13 protein-coding genes are annotated in these 18,518 nt (G+C 52.1%); 1 reads left to right on the top strand and 12 read right to left on the bottom strand.

Translation table 11 applies throughout. From position 1 onward, the window contains the following. Positions 1–98: 98 nt before the first annotated feature. From QZQ08_RS08305 to QZQ08_RS08260, 10 genes are all read right to left on the bottom strand, one after another. Positions 99–1,199 (bottom strand): 6-phosphofructokinase, encoded by a 1,101-nt coding sequence (locus QZQ08_RS08305; RefSeq protein WP_296330695.1) that lies wholly within the window; start codon positions 1,197–1,199, stop codon positions 99–101. 12 nt (positions 1,200–1,211) lie between these two features. Then, positions 1,212–1,673 (bottom strand): BREX-3 system P-loop-containing protein BrxF, encoded by a 462-nt coding sequence (brxF, locus tag QZQ08_RS08300; RefSeq protein WP_296330691.1) that lies wholly within the window; start codon positions 1,671–1,673, stop codon positions 1,212–1,214. 171 nt (positions 1,674–1,844) lie between these two features. Next, a complete protein-coding gene (sigH, locus tag QZQ08_RS08295) occupies positions 1,845–2,543 on the bottom strand; it encodes an RNA polymerase sporulation sigma factor SigH (RefSeq protein ID WP_296330689.1) in 699 nt (232 codons plus the stop codon). A gap of 12 nt (positions 2,544–2,555) precedes the next feature. Beyond that, the gene (gene rlmB, locus QZQ08_RS08290) at positions 2,556–3,305 is read right to left on the bottom strand and encodes a 23S rRNA (guanosine(2251)-2'-O)-methyltransferase RlmB (RefSeq protein WP_296330687.1); all 750 of its coding nucleotides are present in this window, start codon (positions 3,303–3,305) and stop codon (positions 2,556–2,558) included. Positions 3,306–3,393: 88 nt separating this feature from the next. Further along, positions 3,394–4,578 carry an FprA family A-type flavoprotein gene (locus QZQ08_RS08285; protein WP_296330684.1) on the bottom strand — a complete coding sequence of 395 codons (1,185 nt, stop codon included), beginning with the start codon at positions 4,576–4,578 and terminating at the stop codon, positions 3,394–3,396. A 170-nt stretch (positions 4,579–4,748) separates the two neighbouring features. Further along, the gene (locus tag QZQ08_RS08280; protein WP_296330681.1) at positions 4,749–6,092 is read right to left on the bottom strand and encodes a sodium:alanine symporter family protein; all 1,344 of its coding nucleotides are present in this window, start codon (positions 6,090–6,092) and stop codon (positions 4,749–4,751) included. A 47-nt stretch (positions 6,093–6,139) separates the two neighbouring features. Beyond that, entirely contained in the window at positions 6,140–7,870 is a 1,731-nt protein-coding gene (locus QZQ08_RS08275) for an ABC transporter ATP-binding protein/permease (RefSeq protein ID WP_296330678.1), read from the bottom strand. Between the two features lie 163 nt (positions 7,871–8,033). Then, positions 8,034–11,171, bottom strand: coding sequence for an efflux RND transporter permease subunit (locus tag QZQ08_RS08270; protein ID WP_296330675.1), 3,138 nt, complete (start codon positions 11,169–11,171; stop codon positions 8,034–8,036). A 16-nt stretch (positions 11,172–11,187) separates the two neighbouring features. Then, positions 11,188–12,348, bottom strand: coding sequence for an efflux RND transporter periplasmic adaptor subunit (locus QZQ08_RS08265; protein ID WP_296330672.1), 1,161 nt, complete (start codon positions 12,346–12,348; stop codon positions 11,188–11,190). Positions 12,349–12,509: 161 nt separating this feature from the next. After that, complete coding sequence (locus QZQ08_RS08260) at positions 12,510–14,096, bottom strand: hypothetical protein (RefSeq protein ID WP_296330670.1); 1,587 nt, start codon at positions 14,094–14,096, stop codon at positions 12,510–12,512. Positions 14,097–14,357: 261 nt separating this feature from the next. Between QZQ08_RS08260 and QZQ08_RS08255 the strand changes: the two genes are divergently transcribed. Then, positions 14,358–15,779, top strand: coding sequence for an FAD-binding oxidoreductase (locus tag QZQ08_RS08255; protein WP_296330668.1), 1,422 nt, complete (start codon positions 14,358–14,360; stop codon positions 15,777–15,779). Between the two features lie 52 nt (positions 15,780–15,831). On the opposite strand, the gene QZQ08_RS08250 is transcribed toward QZQ08_RS08255, so the two are convergent. Both QZQ08_RS08250 and hydE read right to left on the bottom strand, forming a co-directional pair. Next, on the bottom strand, positions 15,832–16,944 hold the full coding sequence (locus QZQ08_RS08250; RefSeq protein WP_296330665.1) for a 5-methyltetrahydropteroyltriglutamate--homocysteine S-methyltransferase: 1,113 nt from the start codon (positions 16,942–16,944) through the stop codon (positions 15,832–15,834). Between the two features lie 149 nt (positions 16,945–17,093). Then, positions 17,094–18,194: a [FeFe] hydrogenase H-cluster radical SAM maturase HydE gene (hydE, locus tag QZQ08_RS08245; protein WP_296330664.1), complete on the bottom strand. Its 1,101-nt coding sequence runs from the start codon at positions 18,192–18,194 to the stop codon at positions 17,094–17,096. Positions 18,195–18,518 lie beyond the last annotated feature (324 nt).

Raw genomic sequence — 18,518 nt, 5'->3', positions numbered from 1 at the left:
GAGAGGACACGAATCTGGACGGTCACTTTAGCGCCCCAAAATAAATTATAGAACCAAAAAAGAGCTGCGCAAATATACCGCAGCTCTTTTCCTTGGGATCAATCCCCAAAAGAAATCCCCAGGTTCCTTCCTGCCCTGATAAGATCCGAGTCAAGAGGCACCTGATGAGGTTTTCCCGCCACTTCCTCGATTGGAATGCGGACAATTTCCCCGCTGGACAGGGCGACCATGACATTATAGTCCCCGGCAAGGCAGGCCTCTACAGCAGCCGAACCGTAACGGGTCGACAGGACACGGTCAAAAGCAGTCGGCGAACCGCCGCGCTGGAGATAGCCCAAGATCGTGCAGCGGGCTTCGATGCCCGTCTTCGCCTCGATTTCGTCGGCAAGTTTATTGCCTACACCGCCCAGGCGCACCTGTTCAAAGCTGTTTTTCACCAAACGGGCGACCGTCATCTTTCCGCCCACTGGTTTGGACCCTTCGGCCACCACAATGATGCTGAATTGCTTTCCCTGGGCCTGACGGTCTTTGACTTTTTCAATGACGGACTCGATCCGGTAGGGAATTTCCGGGATCAAGATTACATCCGCCCCGCCGGCAAGACCGGAATGAAGGGCGATCCATCCCGCGTAGCGTCCCATAACTTCAAGGACCATGACGCGATGATGGGATTCTGCCGTTGTATGAAGACGGTCCAAGGCTTCTGTGGCCATCGCCATAGCCGTGTCAAAGCCAAAGGTCCTTTCCGTCCCCGGCAGGTCATTATCAATGGTTTTGGGAACGCCGACGACATTGACTCCACAGAAGCGGTGCAGGTCATAGCCAATCTTGAGACTTCCATCGCCGCCAATCACGATGAGGCACTCAATGCCATGGGCGCTAAGGGTCCTTACGACATCGCCTGCCCGGTCCTCATAAATGACATTGCCTGCCGCATCTTCGCCAGCTGCATAATGGAAAGGATTATCCCTATTTGTTGTACCAAGTACCGTCCCGCCGCGCGGCAGGATGCCCAATACGTCCGACATGGACAGTTTTTTCAGATCATCCTGGATGAGTCCATGGAAGCCGTTGCGAATGCCATAGATTTCATAGCCATGGGTCACGGCCGTCTTCACGACGGCACGGATGACGGCATTGAGGCCAGGGCAGTCACCGCCTCCTGTAAGGACTGCCAGGGTTCCTCTTTTTTCTGCCATAAGGAGCCCCTCTTATTCTACCGTCCAGAGGGTGTAGTCAGCAGCGCTGATACGGATGGATTCGGTCCCGTCAAATTTATCATAGCAAAGGAGCCCATCCTTCACATATCCCGGCCAAGCAATGACCACCGTAAAGGCGCGGCCCAGTTCGTCCAGGACGCTCTTGGGATCGATATTGAAAACAGGGATGAAAAGGGTCTGGATCCGGTCCAGCATGACCACATCACCATGATGGGCAAGAAGTTCATTCTTCAGGACTTCCGGCGCGTTGACGCGTCTTTCACTGGGCAGAAGCTTCAGGAAATCTTCCGTAATGAGCAGACGGGTATCAATATAATCCCACCCCTTTGTTTCTGCTGCTTCGCGCAGGACCTTGCTCTTACCGCTGCCCGGTTTCCCCGTCACAACAAGGACCTTGATTTCTTTTTCTGCCAGACCTTCTACTTCTTTAAGGAATTCATCAAATTGACTCATGCGAATCGCCCTCCTTATAAAATGGTGCACCCATTGCTTTTTATTCTCTTGCCATCCTATTTCGCCGATACGACAGCCTTTTCCTTTAAAATGGTGCAGGAATTCTCTTTTTTCTACCTTCGCTATCCATATTGTATCATATGGTTCAATCTCTTTCAGCCACCAGTTTCCTTATTTGTGGAGCAGGTGCTCCTTGGCAGCCATGAGAAGGAGGCCTTTATTGAGCGTAGCCAGATCGAGTTCATTTTCCCTCGTGGAAAGGAACTTCTCCAATTTGCGTTTCACCCGCTGGAGCGCATTGTCGATGGACTTTGTACTGCGTTCCATCTCGCTGGCGATTTCCTGATAGCTCTTGTTGTCAAGATACGCGCACAAGGTTTCCCACTCCATGGCACTCAGCATGGATAGGACGTTCTTTTCAATATCCTTGAAAGCCTCCTGATCAACGATGAGGTTTTCCGGATCGACGCTGCGGCTTCCGCCAAGCATATCCATCAAAGTCCGTTCCTTGCCGTCATCATAAAAAGGCTTATCAAGTGAAACATAGGAATTGAGCGGCCGGTGCTTCTGCCGGTTGGCGCCTTTGATGGCAGAAATGATCTGCCGGTTGATGCACAGCTCGGCAAAAACCTTGAAGGACGCCTTCTGGTCAAAGCGATAATCGCGGATGGCTTTAAATAGACCAATCATCCCTTCCTGGACGATATCATCCCGCTCCGCGCCGGCCATATAGTAAAGGGACGTCTTCTTTTTCACCAGGTCCTTATAGCGGGCAAGCAGGATATCCTGGGCTTTCCCGTCTCCTTCCTCCTGGATCTTTTTCAAAAGGACCTCATCAGAAGGGCTCACTGCAGCCGGTTCCTTTGCCATCCCATCGCCTCCTTACACCTTGCGGGCACTGATGATGCGCTGCCTTGTAATTTCATATAAGAGGATGCCGCCTGCAACGGAAGCATTCAGGGACTGGACCTGTCCCAGCATAGGGATGCGGACAAGAAAATCACAGTTTTCCTTCACAAGACGGCCTACACCTTTGCCCTCGGCGCCGACAACAAGGACCAGGGGACCGGTAAGATCAGCATCAAAATAAAGGTCCTTGCCATCCATATCAGCGCCGACAATCCAAAACCCGCGCTTTTTCAGGTCCTTCATGGTCCGGACAAGATTGGTCACGGAAACGACGGGTTCATGTTCCAAGGCGCCGGCTGAAATTTTTGCCACAACCGCCCCCAAAGGAGCACTGCGGCGCTGAGGGACAATGACAGCGTCAACACCGGCGGCATTTGCCGATCGGATAAGGGCTCCCATGTTCTGTGGATCCTGCAGTTCATCAAGAAGGAGCAAAAAAGGGACCTTTCCCTTTTGGGCCACCGCTTCCAGGACCTCATCAATATCTTGAAAAGCTACAGCCGCACCAACGGCCACAACGCCTTGATGACGCACGTCCGGACTTAAGCGGTCCAGTCGCTCCTTATTGACGCGTTCCACCGCCACATGGTGCTTGGCACAAAGGGAAAGAATCTCTTCCAGGCTTCCCCCATGGCCGCTTTCAAGGACCAGGACTTTTTGAAGGGGCCGCGTACCGCGCAGGGCTTCCCTGACGGCATTGCGGCCAGCAATGATATCGGACATAATGGCTCCTTTTCCTAGGAAAACAAAGGAGCTGAAATCATTGTGAACATGGTTTCAGCTCCTTCTTACTTCTTACAGACCGAAAGGATTATTTGCTGGACGCAGCAATCTTTTCAGCAAACTCATAGCCAAACTTTTCAGCTGCCTTGATTTCTTCCGGCAGGGGACGCCACTTGCAGGTATAGCCAGGCAGAAGCTCCATCCCGCTTGCCGTGATTGCGCTTTCCAGTTCCTTTTCCGCACCGCCGGCCCAGCCATAGGTTCCAAAAGCAGCTGCCTTCTTATCGGTCAGCTTCATGCCTTTGAGGTACATCATGAAAGCACCCATGGTCGGCATCATCACGCAGTTCTGCGTCGGTGAACCAACCAGGATGGCCTTTGCCGTCAGGACGTCGCTCATGATGGCGGCTTTCTGGTCGCTCGTATAACGGTACAGTTTCACACGCATGCCCTGGGCCTGGATGCCATCCATGATGGCTGTTGCCATGGCAGCCGTGCCGCCCCACATGGTGTCATAAACAATGATGATGCGGTCAAGGGCTTTCCCGAGGCTCCAGTCTTCATAAAGCTTCAGGATCTCTTCGATATGGCTGCGCCAAATGCTGCCGTGGCAGGAGCAGATCATGCGGATCTTAAGACCCCGCACGGCCTTTACCGCGTTGGGGATGAGTTTCCGGAACGGGGTCAGGATGTTGGCATAGTAGCGCTGCGCTTCATAGAACATGTTCTCGACTTCCGTCTCGTCATCAAAGCGCTTGGAGCAGCAGTAATGCTGACCAAAAGCATCACTGGAAAAGAGGATCTCTTCTTCCGGGCAGTAGGTAACCATGGAATCAGGCCAGTGGACCATGGGGATGGGGACAAAGGTCAGGCTCCGTTTCCCCAAACTGATGCTTTCTCCCTTCTTCACGATCTGGCAGTTGAAGATATCGCCGTAGTGTTCCTTCAGTTCCGCGGCGCCCTGAGGCGTAATGAGGAATGTAGCATTCGGGCATTTCTGGGCAAGCAGCGGAAGGGATCCGGAGTGGTCCGGTTCCACATGATTTACAACAATGTAATCGACCTTCTTGGGATCGACAACTTCACTGATCTTATAGAGCTGACGTTCTGCAAAGGGGGCCTTGACGCCGTCGATGAGGCAGACTTTCTCATCCATGATAAGGAACGAGTTATAGGTAACGCCCCGTGGTGTTGCAAAGCCGTGGAAATCAGAGCAGGTCCAATCGCGGATGCCCACATCAAAAATATCTTTGGAAATTTCTTCCGGTTTCATGGTTTACACCCCTCCGTATCGGTTAGTTTTATCTATATCCAATCCATTATACTATGACTTTTCCATAAAAACAATTTCAGGAGATAAAATTTTATAGGCCTTGATTCCCTTTCATAAGAAAAAGAGAGAAGAAAGCCATGAGGCTCCCTTCTCCCCTTTTTATTGGTCCATCAGGCCGTTTCCTTCAGATGGGCAAAATAACGTTTGGTTTCAGCTGCGACCGCACCGGACAGTCCTAGGAGGGCAATCAGGTTAGGAATTGCCATGAGACCGTTGACGATATCAGCCAAAATCCAGATGGCTTCCAGCTTCAGGAAAGCCCCGAGGCCAATGAGGATAATGAATATGATGCGATAAGGCATGATGCCCTTGACGCCAAATAGATATTCAACGCAGCGTTCACCATAGTAGTTCCAGCCCAAGATGGTTGTAAACGCAAACAGGACCAAGCCAACCATAAGGAGGTAGCCGCCCATCTGCGGATAGGCCTTGAGGAAGGTTGCGTTGGTCAGGGCCGCACCGTTAAGATCCCCGGTCCAAAGTCCGCCAATGACAATGGTCAGTCCTGTCATGGTGCAGATGATGATGGTATCGATAAAGGTCCCCGTCATGGAAATAAGTCCCTGTTCAGCCGGCCAGTCCGTCTTTGCAGCGGCGGCTACGATAGGTGCGGACCCAAGCCCCGATTCATTGGAAAAGACGCCGCGGGCAATCCCATTTCTCATCGCAAAGAGCACAGTGGCTCCGAGGAACCCGCCTTGGGCAGCCGTCGGCGTAAAGGCATCACGGAAAATCTCCCCGATGGCCATGGGGATCAGATCATGGAACATGACCAGGATGCCTATGGTAGACAGCATGTAAAGGATGGCCATGGCTGGTACGATGCGGCTTGCAGCCGCAGCAATGCTCTGCAGGCCGCCCAAGGTCACAGCGGCAACGGCAATGGTGAGGATGGCTGCCGTGCCGGCAACGGGAATGCCCGCATTGAGCTGGGTAATGTCAACAATGGAGTTCACCTGGGCAAAGGTCCCGATACCAAAGTAGGCAACAAGGATCCCAAAAAAAGCGAAGGCTATGGCAAGCGGTTTGTACTTTTTCCCCAGGCCCAGTTCGATGTAGTACATCGGACCGCCGGAAATCTGACCTTTGGCATCGACCGTACGGTATTTGACGGCAAGGACACCTTCCGCGTATTTTGTTGCCATACCAAAGAAGGCGGCAATCCACATCCAGAAGATGGCCCCCGGACCGCCTGCCTTAACGGCGGTTGCGACACCGACGATGTTCCCCGTACCGACGGTGGCTGCAAGGGCTGTACACAGGGCCTTAAAACTATCAATGTCCCCTTCGCCGGCATTTTCCGCCTTGAAGATGAGCTGCAGGGCCTTGGGCAGACGGGAAACCTGCAGGAAGCCCAGCCGCAGGGTGAGGAAAATCCCCGTCCCTACAAGCAGGACCAGAAGAGGCGGACCCCAAACGAAGCTGTCGATGCTGTTCAAAAGTTCAATGTTCATGACTTCCCCTCCAATAAGATAGATAGATGAGTGCGACCCCTCCCGCTTTAGGAAAGAGGTTCGAGAGACGCTTCCTTCGTTTCTTTATGTAAAGTAAGGGCTGCCGTATGATAGGTGACAAGGGTGCTGCGATGGCCCACGCTGATAAGCGTTGTCCGGGTAAGGCGGGACAGAAGAAGTTCATACATTGCTTTTTCTGTCTCCTCGTCAAGGGCGGATGTCGATTCATCCATGAAGAGCCAACGAGGTTCATAAATAAGGGCCCTTACAAAAGCAAGGCGCTGCTGTTCGCCCACGGAAAAGACATGGGCCCAATCGGCTTCCTCATCAAGGTGTTTGGCAAGATAGCCGATCCGGCAGTCCTCCATGAGGGCACGGAGCCTGTCATCGGAAAGCTGCCGGGTGCCCGGGTAAACAATGGCTTCCCGAAGCGTTCCTAGCGGCAGATAGGGACGCTGGGGAATAAACATGAGTTGGTCCTGCGGGGCAAGGGTGACTTTCCCCTTGGCAAAGGGCCAGATGCCGGCAAGGGCCCTCAGGAAAGTACTCTTGCCGCTGCCGCTTTTGCCGCGGATCAGGATATGGGTGCCTGCCTGAACGGTCAGGGTCAGGGGCTTTAGGATCGGCAGACCGCTTGGCAGATCCACTTCAAAATGATCCAAGACCAACCTTCCTTCGTCCCCCACCGTACGGTTGACCTGGTCCTGCGTCTTTGTCATACCTGCCGCTTCCAGATGGGTCCGGAAACTCGTCAAGCGGTCCACAACCGCCTGCCATTCGGCAAGCGTTGCATAGGCATCGACAAAATAGGACAGGGAATCCTGTACGCGCCCAAAGGCGGTCGCGACCTGCATCAGGCCGCCCAAGGTCAGTTCCCGTCTCAGATAGCGCGGGATGGCCACCACAAAAGGAAAGATGATGGCGATTTGGGAGTACCCCGAATTTAGCCACACCAACTGTTTTTGCTTTTTGACAATCTTCCAAAAGTTCTCCAAAAGGACCCGGAAGCGTTCCAGGAAAACACTTTTTTCGTGGGGTTCGCCATGGTAGAATGCCACGCTTTCGGCATTTTCCCTGAGGCGCATCATACTGAAACGGAAATCGGCTTCATAGCGCTGCTGGACAAAATTAAGGTTCACCAGCCGGTGACCGACCTTATGGATCAGGAAGGTCCCCAGGCCCGCATAGCAGATAGCAACCCAGACCATATAGCCAGGAATGGAAATCTCTTTTCCCAAAATCGAAACGGAAAAAGGTCCGGAAAGGTTCCACAAGATCACAATAAAGGAAAGGAGTGTACAGATGGCCTTCATCAGGCCAATGGCAAGGCTGAGGGTCCGTGTCACAAAAAGGGACACATCCTCGCTGATGCGCTGGTCCGGGTTATCCATGTCCTTTCCGAACATTTCGAGCCGGTAATAGGTCTTGGCAGACAGCCACTCCTCCACATACCGTCTTGTCAGCCAGCGGCGCCAATTCACAATGAGGGTCTGCTGCAGATAATAGGCATAGACAGCAAGGATGATGTAGCTAAAAGCGAGGATGGTAAACCGCCAGAGCTGGTGGAAAATCTCATCCACAGCGTAATCCTGGAGCGCCGTATAAAAAGAATTGTTCCATTCATTCAAAAGGACAAGGACAAAGACAACGCCCAGATTGAGCACGATAATGGCCAAAAGAAGACCATAGGCCTTCTTTTTTTCTTCGCTTTTCCAATAGCTTTTCGTAAGGTCCCAAACTTGATGGAGTAGTTTTGTTGTTACATTTGTTTTTTTCACGTGTTCGTCTCCTTACACATTTGCGAATATTGGTATTATAATCCTTTAAAATATAAAAATAAAGCCTTTTTTCGAATTATTTTATGATGATTCCAAAAAACGTTTTCTTTTTTCATAAAAAAAGTCCCCTGCTTCCTCGAAGAAAGCAAGGGACAGAACGAACTTATTCGTCATCGACAGAACCCACAGGGATATCCGGGTGGAAGATCATTTCAATGACAAGGAAAAGAACCGGTACGAGGAAGATGGAAAGGAGCGTGGAGCTCATCATCCCCCCGATGATTGCCGTACCAATGGAAATACGGGACCCGGCCCCAGCGCCGGAGGCCCAAGCAAGGGGCACAGCACCAATGACCGTTGAAAAAGCCGTCATCAGGATCGGACGCAGACGAACCTTGACGGTATCAATCAGGGCCGGCAGGATAGCACGGCCATTATCGACACGCATCTTTGCGTATTCTACGATCAAGATGGAGTTCTTGGCCGACAGACCAATGAGCACAATCATCCCGATCTGCATGTAGATATCGGCAGACAGTCCACGCAGATACTGGAATCCAACGCAGCCCATGACCGCCGTCGGCACACCAAAGATGATGCCAAGGGGCAGGGACCAAGATTCATAAAGAGCGGACAGGCAAAGATAAACGAAGATCAGGGACACAGCAAAAATCATGTAGGAAGAGGACCCTGCATCCCGTTCGTCACGGCTCTGGTCAACCCATTCATAGGTGTAGCCGCTTGGAAGGTTCTGCTTCAGGACTTCATCGATGGCACTCATGGCGTCACCGGTGGAGTAGCCCGTTGCCGGACTGCCGGCAATCTTAGCGCCTCGGGCGTTATTGAAACGCGTAATAACCGGCGGTGCCTGGATTTCCTGCGAGGTCACAACAGCCGACAGCGGAATCAGGTCACCTGAAGTATTTTTCACAAAGATGTTGGAAAGCTGTTTCGTATCGGCACGATATTTCTTATCTGCCTGGATGACGACTTTCCACGTTTTCCCTAAGAGGTTGAAGTCGTTGACTTCGCTGCCGCCGAGGTTTGCCTGAAGGGCCGTCGTTACATTGGAAACAGGGATATTGAGACTTTCTGCCTTTTCACGGTCGAGATGGAACTCGATGGACGGCGTGTTATCGGAAAATGTCGTATAGGCCATTCCGACTTCCGGACGCTGGTTGATGAGACCAAGGAGCTTACCCACATCCTGGGTCATTTCACTGGTGTCCTTACCAACCGTATCCATGATGTAAAGGCTAAGGTTACCGGTATTGCTCATGCCCGGCAGGACGGCCATGTTGAAGGCGCGCACCGTGGCTTCCGGAGCATCGGCGCCCAGCGCCGCCACCTTATTGATGATTTCCTGCACGGATTGACCGTTCTTGCCTTCGCGTTCCCCAATATCATTGAGTTTGACCGGAATGAGGACACCGTTTGGCTGACGCGTCGAGGACAGGATATCGATACCGATGATCTGCATGACGTGACGGACGCCAGGAATCTCAGCAATCTTGGCTCCAAAAGATTCCGTAAAGGCCATGGACCGGTTCGTGGAAGCAGCTGCCGGCAGGGAAGCCGACACCAACATAAAGGACTGGTCTTCATCCGGCACGTAAGCTGTCGGGATCATCTTGAAGAAGAACCCAATCAGGCAGAAGACAACGAGCATGCCAGCAAGGCCCACTTTATAATGGCGCAGCAGCTTTTTGGAAAGGCCGACATATTTTTCCGTCGCCCAATCAAGGGCACGGTTGAATACATCAAAAAGTTTCCCAATCGGTCCGCTTGCTTTCTTGAGATCCTTCTTCGGCTTGATGACAAGCGCGCTGACAGCTGGTGACAAGCTCATGGCAACGACAGCGGAAAGGGACAGGGCGACCACGATAGTGAGAGCAAACTGCTTATACAGGACGCCCGTTGCCCCACCCATAAAGGATACAGGCAGGAATACGGCAAGAAGCACGAAAGCCGTTGCCACAATAGCCCCTGATACGCTGCGCATAGCGGCAAACGTCGCTTCCTTTGGACTCATGCCCATTTCATCAACGTTATATTCAACAGCTTCGACAACGACGATGGCGTCATCGACGACGATACCAATGGCAAGCACCAAGGCAAATAGCGTGAGTGTGTTGATGGTAAAGCCAAAGATATAGAAGGAAGTAAAGGTTCCCAAAAGGGAGACCGGAATGGCAAGGACCGGAATCAGCGTGGCCCTCCAGCTCTGGAGGAAGATCCAGGTAATGAGGACAACAAGGAGCAGGGTTTCAATGAAGGTCACCCCTACTTCCTTCAGGGATTCCTTAACATATTCCGTATTATCCTGAACGATTTGAATCTTCATGTCCGGCGGGAAGTTCTTTTCCGCTTCCGCAAGGACTTTCTTGATGGCAGCAACCGATTCCAGGGAGTTGGCATCCGAGTTCAGCTGGATGGCGTACTGCATGGCAGGGATTCCATCCAACCGGCCGACAACCCCGTCACTGCGCTTGCCATACTCAACACGGGCAATGTCACGCAGATGGAGCAGCTGTCCATTGTTGTTCTTGAGGACAATATTGCCAAATTCCTCTTCCGTCTTGAGTCGGCCCTGCAGACGGGCGGAGTACTGGAATTCCTGATCGTTTTCTGTAGGACGGGCCCCAATGGATCCAACCGGAGCCTGGATGTTCTGGCTGGAAATGGCCGACTTGACGTCGGCGGCTGTAAGGCCATTTTGGGCCATCTTCATCGGATCGAGCCAAACACGCAGGGACAGGTCCGGGCCGTATTCGTTGACTTCGGAAACCCCGTCCACACGTTTCAGGGCATCGACGAACTGCGTCGTGCCATAGTTTTTAAGGAAGAGTTCATCATAAGTCCCATTAGGCGACAAAAGGGAGAAATACATGATGGTCTCTTCTGCCTGCTTACTGGTCGTTACGCCGTAACTTGTTACTTCGCTCGGCAGGGAGGCATTGGCCTGGGCCACACGGTTCTGGACCTTGACCATGTCCATGTCATCATCCGTACCGAGGTCGAACTTGATATCAAGGGTGTAGTTCCCATCGTTATCACTGGTGGAACGCATATCGACCATGTTGTCAACGCCGTTGACTTCCTTTTCAATTGCCTGGGCAACCGTCTGCTCCACAACCTCGGCGTTGGCACCGACGTAGTTCGTTGATACCGAAATCCGCGGATTGGAAATCTGCGGATACTGGGCAACAGGGAGACTGACGGCGGAAATGGAACCGACAAGGGCGATGATGATGGAGATAACGCAGGCAAAAACAGGATGTTCAATAAAGAATTTTGCCACTTCCTAGACCTCCTTGTCAGCTTGCGCTCCCAGCGCTGGAAGAATCACTCGACGTGTCAAGTTCATCTTCCGTCATGGTTACGGGATCGACCTTGCTGTCCTTGTTCAGCTTCTGTACGCCTTCAACCACAACGGTTTCCGTACCGTCAAGACCGCTCTTGACAAGCCAGAGGCGGCCGATGCGGGCGCCGAGTTGGACTTCCTTCATGGAAACGGTATTGTCGTCGTTGACGACATAGACATAATGCTTATAGAGCAGATCCGTAACCGCCCGCTGAGGAACAAGGATGGCTCCAGATTCCGTCGAACCTACAACGGAAACATTGGCAAACATGCCAGGAAGAAGCAGATGATCCGGATTCTGGAAGAGGGCCTTCAAAGTCAAGGTACCCGTCGAATCACTGACGGAGCGGTCGACCTGATCGACATACCCTTTGTAGGCATAAGTGGATCCATCGGCAAGGGTCAGCGTAATATCACGCAGCTGGTTGCCGTTGTCCGTATTGCCCTTCAGCATATCAAGGTAGTCGCTTTCGGAAACGGAGAAGCGCACCCGCATGGGATCGCTGTTGGAAAGGGTCGTAAGGACGGTGGAATTGGCCGTTACAAATTCCCCTTCAGCCAAGGTATTCGTATCGATTTTCCCCGCAAAGGGAGCTACGATCTTCGTATCGCTGACATTTACCTGGGAACTTGTCACGAGGGCCTGATACGCATTGACGCTGGCCTGGGCCTGTTCAAGCGCCGTATTGTACTGGTCTGCTGTCTGTTTGGAAACAGCCCCTTCTTCGTAAAGGCTCTGGTAACGGGCCGCATCACGCTGAGCATTGGCTAGATTTGCCTGGGCATTGGCTAGATTAGCCTGGGCATTGAGCACATTCGCTTCGTAGGCCCGAGGATCGATTTCGTAAAGAAGCTGTCCGGCTTCAACATAATCGCCGCCATTGACATACTTCTTGACAATGGTTCCTGTGACTTTTGACTTAATGGAAACCTGGTCCTTTGCTTCAACAAAACCGGTGTACTCATAGGTCAGCGGCGTATCACGCTTGATGGCCTGCATGACCTTAACCTTGACGGCGCCACCAGGAGCGGCTGTTTTCTTGCTGCAGCCGGCAGCTCCCAAGGCAACGAGAAGTGCCAGCCCTAGAGCCATGGCTTTCTTTTTTCCTAGCATTGAAACTCCTCCTAAAATCCTTCCTTGCCTGAAGGGAGTGTCCCTTAAGGAGTCACTTCCAGCAAGGGAAAGTAAACTGAATCGACAAAAATTCCTATACATTATACCCTATGAAGGGAGTCCCTTCAAATCTCGGATTCTGTTGTTTTTGCTTCCCGCTCTTATTTTTTCTCCATATTTCTTTCTTTTTCTTCTTTTGACTGGCTAGTCAAAAATTCTTCCTCTAGACGATTCTTGATCATAAAAGGCAATACCTTGTCTTCTTCCAGATCAAACTCCCTGTTGTCACCATAAAAGAGTCCCAACACGGCGCCATCATAGTAGAACCCTTTTACGTCTTTTTCCGTAAGGGAAATCCCGGCCGCTTGAGCTTCATTGCAGGCCATCGTCCAGAACTTGCCCGTGGGCCGGACAAGGTCCTTAAGCGGGACCGCTTCCCCTGTCCGCAAGTCAAAATTAAAGCCCTGGATAATGGGTTCATTCATCTCATGATCGGAGTAAAGGCCCATGACAAGGATGCTGGCATAGTTTTTCCCTGCGTACTTCACATCATAGGAAAGATGGAGCCTGCTGCCAAAGCTGGCGTCGCGGATCTTGCTGCGATAGAACATTTCCATGGCATGGTTCATTTTCCAAGCCAGTTTGGCATCGAACTTTTGGAAATGAGGATAATAGAGATTGCCCACAGGGGTATCAAGGGGCAGGGGAATGATTTCGTATCCTGATTTACCCGTGACGCGGTCGCTCGTCTTATAGGCCGGTTTCGTGTAGAGATCGGTCCTAAAGGAAACGTCTTGGGCCTGCCACGTACCGGCCCGATAGGCCCACAAAGTCCTCACATAGCCAATGGGCACGGCCTGAACAGCGCCAATGACCTTCTGCGTCGTAATGAGGGCATCCACACCATCGCCGTCCGTATCCATGGGAATGAGTTCACTGATGCCCTGGACGTAAGGCCGCTGACCCGAAGGAAGCACGCTGCCCGTTTCATCAAAGACGTTCAGTGTGTGGTAGGCATCTTCATTGCGGGAAAGATCAACAACGACTTCCTGCATCTTCCCGGGCAGATTGGGGAACTGGAGGCGGGCCCGATAGCCGTCAAGATAGGTTCCGACAATCTGGACACCTCGGTTATCGGCAGCAGTAAAGATTTCATCCGGTTTCTTCCCCGTAAAATCAAGGATCCGGAAATCCACCATACCGCTCGTGCCGCCCGTAGGAGCCGCGACGATGACATTGGGCGCGCCGCTGCCGGTCACATCAGCCAGCATGAGATAGGGATCATAACCGCCCAGGTTTTGGGGCCGGATGAAATATTTCACATCCTTTTTCCCGACTTCCTTGACGACGATATAAAGGTCTCCCATGAAAGAGGATTTTTCAACAACGGGATTGCCCAAAAGGTCCACAACCTCTTGCTTTCCATCACCGTCAACATCCCCAATGGCTTCGCTGATGAGCTGTCCGCGCTGGAGCTTGAGTTCCACTTCACGGATTTCCTTCTTGAACGGAGGCTTGACAGGCACATTGCTGATCGGGGCTGCCAGCTCTTTTTTGTCAGCCTTTGCTTGTGCAGGGGCGTTTTCTTTTTTGGCCGCTTCCTTTTGGCTCCACCCTTCAGCCGCTGTACGGGCAGCTTCAGGAAGCGGGGCTTCCCCTTTAGGTGAGGCCCCTTCCCCCCAAAGAGCGGGCATTCCCAAAAGTCCTGCAAGGACCATGGTAACAAAGGTATGTTTCCTGCAATTCATATCGATAAAACCTCCTCTGCGCTGTAGAAGAAAAAGTTGGTTCCTTGATGGCCCATCCGTAGTGAGCATTTATTTTTTCATTATACTATAGGCCTCTCAGAAAAGCACGGGCATGGCCATATTTTTCTTTATACAAGGAGGCGTCTGTTTTTTTAAAAAATTCTGTACTTTCCCTTTACAGAAGCTTCCAAGATGCCTATACTAAGAGTCACGTGAGTCCGGAGGACAGTCTCCTCCCTAAAGAAAAGGAAGGTACCTATTATGACCCAGTATGAAGCCATCACGCCTGACATCCTCGATGAACTAAAGGCCATTTCTGGTCACCGCGTCATCGTCGGTGAGGAAATCAACCCTGACTACACCCATGACGATATGCCCATCTATGGCCTTGCCATGCCGGAAGTAACCATTGACGTCACGTCAACGGAAGAAGTTTCAGCCATCATGAAGGTCTGTGCCCGCCACCATATCCCCGTTACGGTCCGCGGCGCGGGAACGGGCCTTGTAGGTGGATGCACCCCGGTCCAAGGGGGCGTCGTCCTGTGCACCATGCGCATGAATAAGATCCTTGGTTATGACGAGGAAAACATGAATGTCCGCGTAGAAGCGGGGGTTCTTTTGGCAGACCTTGCCAAGGATGCGGAATCCCGGGGCTTTTTCTATCCGCCCGATCCAGGTGAAAAGTTTGCCACCTTGGGCGGCAACGTATCGACCAACGCCGGCGGGATGCGGGCTGTCAAGTACGGAACGACAAGGGACTATGTTGAAGCCATGACCGTTGTCCTGCCCAGCGGGGAAATCATGCACGTTGGCGCGCCTGTTTCCAAATCCTCGTCGGGATACAGCCTGCTCCACCTGATGATTGGTTCGGAAGGGACGCTGGGCATCATTACGGAACTGACGCTGAAACTCATTGCTCCCCCAGCCTGTCATTGTTCCCTGATTGTCCCCTTCGAAAACCTTGCTGACGCCATTGGCTCGGTCCCTGAAATCAAGCACTCGAACCTGAAACCTCAGGCCCTGGAATTCTTTGAAAAGGAAATGCTTGAGACAACGGAAGCCTATATGGGCACAAGCGTTTTTCCGAAAGTGGTTGAAGGTACCGAAGTCGGTGCGTATCTTCTCATCACCCTTGATGCCGACCACAACGATGAACTGGACCGCCTCGTAGAACAAGCTGCCGAAATGCTCCTTGAAAAAGGCGCCCTTGACGTCCTTGTTGCCGATGTTCCCATGTATCTTGAAAAGACCTGGGCAGCCCGCTCCAGTTTCCTTGAAGGGATTGAATCCATCTACAACCTCATTGATGAATGTGATGTCGTCGTCCCCGTTTCAAAGATTCCTGACTTTACCCTCTACATCCGGGAAATTGCGGAAGGATTTTCCTTTGATATCCGTATGTTCGGCCATGCCGGTGATGGCAATATTCATGTCTATGCCTGCAAAAAAGGCGCCCGGGAAGACATCCTGCCTTTCAAGGAAGAGACGGAACGCTTCATGCATGCCCTCTACGCCAAAGCCTCCGAACTGGGCGGCCAGATTTCCGGAGAACACGGGATTGGCCTCGGCAAACGGGCTTACCTTGCAGAAAACCTGGGCCCCCGCCCCATTGCCCTTATGCAGGGCATCAAGCAGGTCTTTGATCCCGACCTGATCCTGAACCCCAATAAAATTTGCTTCTAAGATATAGCAAAAAGGCGAAAGAACCCCTTCGGTTCCTTCGCCTTTTTATTTGTTATCCCCAAACGGCTTGGGCGATATCACGGACAAGGGCAATTTTCTTCCACTGCTCCTCTTCCGTCAGCTTGTTGCCTATTTCCGTTGACGCAAAACCGCACTGGGGGCTTAAACTGAGCCGGGAAAGCGGAACGTACTGGGCCGCTTCCCGGATGCGTGCCTTGATGCATTCTGGATCTTCAAGGTCCGGCCGTTTGGTCGTCACAAGGCCCAGGACGACCGTCTTATCCGGTGACACATAACGCAGTGGGGCGAACCCACCGGAACGCTCGTCATCAAATTCAAGATAGAGCTTATGGACCTTTTCCCGAGCAAAAAGAAGGGGCGCAATGGGCAGGTACCCACCCCGGGCCGCCCAAGTCGAATGGTAGTTGCCGCGGCACACATGGGTCGAAATGACAAGGTCAAAGGGCTGGTCCTCCAAGACCCGGTTATTGATGGCAAGGTGGCGTTCTGCAATGACCTTAAGATTTTCGGTCCCGCCTTGGCGCTGGGTCCAGTACTTCGTATCGCAAAGCATGGCCCACGTACAGTCATCCAGCTGCAGGCAGCGGCAGCCAGCATCGTAAAGGTCACGGATCACGGTTCGATAAGCGGCAGCAATATCATCGATGAGCTCGTCCTCGCAAGGATAGACCGACTTTGTGATTGCGGCGTTTTCCTCTCGGTAAAGCTCATCAAGCAAATGGGCCGGAGCCGGGAGCGTTTCCTTTACAACGGTATTTTGATAGGCAAACTGCTGGGTAAAGCGGAAATCATCGACGATGGGATGATGGTCGCCAGAAATCTTTCCTGTAAGGACGGCCGTATCCCGGCCCGTTTCCTCCCCATCGAAGAAATAACCATGGGAAAGGGTTTCCCGCTTGATCCCGCCAAGGCCCCACATAAAATCAAGGTGCCAATATTCACGGCGAAACTCCCCATCCGTCAGGGTGCGCAGGCCAAGGGCCTTTTCCTTGCTAATGAGTTTGCGGATTTCCTCATCCTCCACGCGGCGCAGGGCAGCCTGATCAAGGGTGCCGGAACGGTACGCCTCACGAGCCTTTTTGAGACGCTCCGGACGCAGGAAACTGCCCACAATATCAAAATGAACGGAACTCTGTACAGCCATGGTGATTCCCCCCTACGGTGATGATGGAATCCATTCTAACGCAATGCCTTTTATTTGTAAAATAGGCTTTTTATACTCCTTTTTATAACTTTAAGGCATAACAAAAAGACGGTCCCCCTTTTGGGTCCCGTCCATTCCTTCTTGTCTTGTTATTGTGTCTTTTCGGCAAAGTGATGCGGTGAATCGCCCCACTCACCAAATCCGACTTTATCCCCAATGGAGGCCACCCGGCCGGCCAGGCAGTGTTTGCACTGATCTGGGGAATCCTCGACGCAGGGTTTATTGTCGTAAAGCAGGTACTGAGGGCGGAACTTCGGCAGCGTCACAAGCGGCATGAGGATGTTGGCCCCCGCCAAAAGCCCCAGTTCCCGTCCTAAAGGATTCAGGGCCTGAAGTGCCGTGGTTGCGGCAATATTGACGTTCTTAAGGTAAAGGCGCGTCACAGCAATCATATTAAGGCCCAGGATAAAGCGCCGGTCCTGCGCTTGTTTGCTGTCACCGCCGGCTGCAAGGACCTGTTTTCCAATCGGTGTATTGTGGTGAACAACATAAGGCCCCATCCCGATCATATCGATATCCATCTGGCGGAAAAATTCAATATCACAGGCTAGGTCATCCAAGGTCTGTCCCGGCAGTCCCATCATGTCCCCTGTTCCCACCTGGTAGCCAATCTTTTTGAGCGTCTTTAGGCAGTCACGGCGCACTTCCCACTCATGGTGCCCATCTTGGGGGTGAAGGGTCCGATAAAGAGCGGGATTGCTCGTTTCAATGCGCAGGAGATAGCGATGCGCCCCCGCTTCGAACCAGCGGCGGTAGGTTTCTTCCGTCTGCTCCCCAACGCAAAGCGTAAGGCCTAGGGCGCCGCCGCCAATCTTTTTGATATCCCGGATCAAACGTTCCACATAGGCAATGAATTCCTCATCCGTTCGTTCCCCACTCTGCAGGGTCAGCGATCCATAACGCTCGTCATAAGCCCATTGGGCCATGGCAAGGAGATCTTCATAAGGCGTATCAAAGCGTTCCACCTCTTCATTATCCCGGCGGATGCCGCAGTACTTGCAGTTTTTGATACAGCGATTGGAAAATTCCAAAAGGCCCCGGTAATGGTCAACATTGCCAATATATTTTAGTTTTACCGCATAGGCCGCATCATAAAGTTGCTTCCGCTGCTTTGCGTCCGTTGTCCCCAGAAGGGTCACAAGGTCACTATGGGTCAGGGTTTCTTTCTGTAAGATTGCATCAATGGTCACAACAGTTCTCCTATCTTCCGTCAAGTGACGTTATTGTATATGGAAAGAGGCCGCCCTGTCAAATTTTGAACTTTGATATTGGGCTAATTCAATGTAAAAGGTGAGCCCCTTCCAGCATTAAAAAAATAGAGGAATCCATGGGCTCATGGCCCATCGTACAGCGGTCCATCTCACGGGTTACGATAGCTTACGCCTGGGCGTCCTCTTTATTTTTACTCGGCGCAGAAATCGCGTCGATTCAATGCAGTTACTTGCCATCCTTGCTTGAAAAATGATCCTTTTGAGAGCAAGGATGGTATGACGATTCGTAAGAAATTACGTACC

The sequence above is a fragment of the uncultured Acidaminococcus sp. genome, assembly GCA_900538365.1.
GTDB lineage: Bacteria > Bacillota > Negativicutes > Acidaminococcales > Acidaminococcaceae > Acidaminococcus.
This window is presented reverse-complemented; position numbering and strand designations above follow the sequence as displayed.